This window comes from Streptomyces sp. NPDC002130 (assembly GCF_040296465.1).
Taxonomy (GTDB): domain Bacteria; phylum Actinomycetota; class Actinomycetes; order Streptomycetales; family Streptomycetaceae; genus Streptomyces.
In genome coordinates this window covers 1-2,220 of record NZ_JBEOXI010000595.1, presented here as the reverse complement: position 1 = coordinate 2,220, position 2,220 = coordinate 1, and the positions used below count along the sequence as shown (strand labels likewise).

General features: G+C 74.8%; 2 protein-coding genes. One reads left to right on the top strand and one right to left on the bottom strand.

The genetic code is table 11. The features are described 5' to 3' along the window. On the bottom strand, positions 1 to 1,356 hold a 1,356-nt coding region (locus ABT116_RS43280), incomplete at its 3' end, for a PAS domain-containing protein (RefSeq protein ID WP_351646252.1). 149 nt (positions 1,357 to 1,505) lie between these two features. Here ABT116_RS43280 and ABT116_RS43275 point away from each other — a divergent pair. Beyond that, the gene (locus ABT116_RS43275; RefSeq protein WP_351646250.1) at positions 1,506 to 2,096 is read left to right on the top strand and encodes an AMIN-like domain-containing (lipo)protein; all 591 of its coding nucleotides are present in this window, start codon (positions 1,506 to 1,508) and stop codon (positions 2,094 to 2,096) included. The last annotated feature ends 124 nt before the right edge of the window (positions 2,097 to 2,220 follow it).

Below are 2,220 nucleotides of genomic sequence, written 5' to 3'. Positions count from 1 at the left end.
GGGGCGGGGCGGGCCGACGGCGGTGAGGCGGGGGGCCGAGCCGGAACCGGCTTCCGGCTCCGGCTCGGCCCCGGTGGGCGGCCCGGTCGGGAAGACCCGGCCGGTCAGCCCGTGCACATCCGGGTACAGCACGAAACTCAGCCAGTTCCCGTCGGGCCGCCGGACGAGGAAGGACACCTGCTCCTGCGACAGCATCGCCGCCCGGTAGCGGTCCTCGTACGCGGGATCCCGGAGCCAGGTGACCACCTCCCACGGGTAGCGGCCGAAGAGGTCCTCCCGGCCGGAGCCCAGCAGTTCCTCGCAGCGACGGTTGGCATACGTCAGGCGGCCGTCCTGGTCCAGCGAGAAGAGCCCGTCGGGCAGCCGCTCGGCCGCTCCGGCCGCGGTGAGTCCGCCACCCGCGTCGACGAGGGCGCCCACGAGGATCCGTGCGGAGCCGGTGCCGCCCCGCACGAGATGGCCCCACAGCTCGACCGGCCGGTAGCCGGTCATCTCCTCGCCCCGGGACTCGTCGCGGACCCGGAAGTGCCGGGACCTGACCCGGCCGTCGGCCAGCGCGTCGTGCCTGCTCTCACGCAGTTCGTGCAGGTCGTCGGGGCTGACCCGGGCCTCGACGTCCGCGATGGTGCCGCCGTAGGCCGCCCGGTCCAGGCCCAGGAGCGCGAGGGCGTCGTCGTCCGCCGTGCAGCGGTCGCTGTCCAGGTCCCAGTCGATGAGCCCGACCCGGACCGGGTGGGCGGCCGAGGTGGGCAGCCGCACGCTGATCGGCTCGTCGTCGTACTCGACGTGGTGTGCGGGGGAGCCCGGGCCCGGCCGGCCGGCGACGAGGCGGTCGAGACGCTCCTCCATGGCCCGCTCGGCGGGGCGCAGCGCGGCACCGACCGCTTCCCCGTCCATCGGGGCCCGCGCCGCCGAGCGCAGCACGACCAGCACGCCGACCGTCTCGCCGCCGGTCCGGACGGGCTGGTAGGCGGAGCCGAAGGAGTAGGGGAGCCCGGCCGTGAAGTGCGGAAAGCGGACCATGGTGGCGTGCTCGTCCGGCAGCCACAGCGTCTCGTCGCGACGGTAGGCCTCCGCCATGGGCAGGGCACCGCCCACGGGCACCCGCCACCAGCTCTTGAGCAGCGAGCGGGGCACCCCGGTGATCATCGCCAGCACCAGCGAGCGCCGGTCGCGAGAGCGCAGGTAGACCAGCCCGCCGTAGCCGTCGAGGTCCCGCACGGCCTCCACCAGCGGGGCCGTCAGGGCATCCTCGATCCGGCCGGTGCCCTCGCCCGGGACCCGGCCCTCAGCCCCGTTCCGGCTCCGGCCGGCGGCTGACCGCGGCCTGTCCGGTACGGCGGCTGCCTCATCCATGTCGCGTCCTCCCGGTACGGAGGCACCGGACACCAATCACTTTCCACCAGGATGTGCCATGGTCGGCGCTCCGGCGCGGCAAGTGCAACCTTTCGGCCGGCCCGGCCGTCTCATCCAGCATCAGCCACATGCAAGCCTCGGGGGCGGCAATGGTACGAATCAGAAGAGCATGCGCGACTCTCGCACTCGTGGGCGCCACGGTGGGTGTGGCGGCCATCCCGGCCGGCGCCGCACCGGTGGCCGGCCCGCAGTCCACCACCCGGGCCACGGCGTGCCCGACCGGCTGGGGAAGCCTCGCCAAGACCGACGCCGGCGCCGGCGTCGCACCGATGACCGACGTCAGGACCGGTCGTCACACCTGCTTCGACCGGATGGTCATCGACGTGCCCGGCGCGGGCAGCGGCGTCGGCTACACCGTCCAGTACGTCGACAAGCTCTACCAGGACGGCTCGGGCCGCTACATCGCCGTGTCCGGCGGCGCCGTGCTCGCAGTGCGGGTGACCGCGCCCGCGTACGACCCGGAGACCGGGGCGGCCACGTATCCCGGCCGCGTGGCGCGCCCCCTGCCGGGCGTGGACCTCACGGGTTACCGCACCTTCCGGGACACCCGGTTCGCCGGCAGCTTCGAGGGGGAGACCCAGATCGGGCTCGGCGTCCGCGCACGGCTGCCCTTCCGGGTGCAGCAGCTGGACGACCGCGTCGTCGTGGACGTCGCCCACAGCTGGACCGCCACCGGCTGACGGCCACGGGCCGACCGCACGGCGCCCGGCTCTCAGGGGCCGGGCGCCCCATGTCCCCCGATCACGCGCTGGGCAACCCGTCCTGGGCGGCGGGCCGTCTCGTCGAGGCCACCGCCCCGTTCAG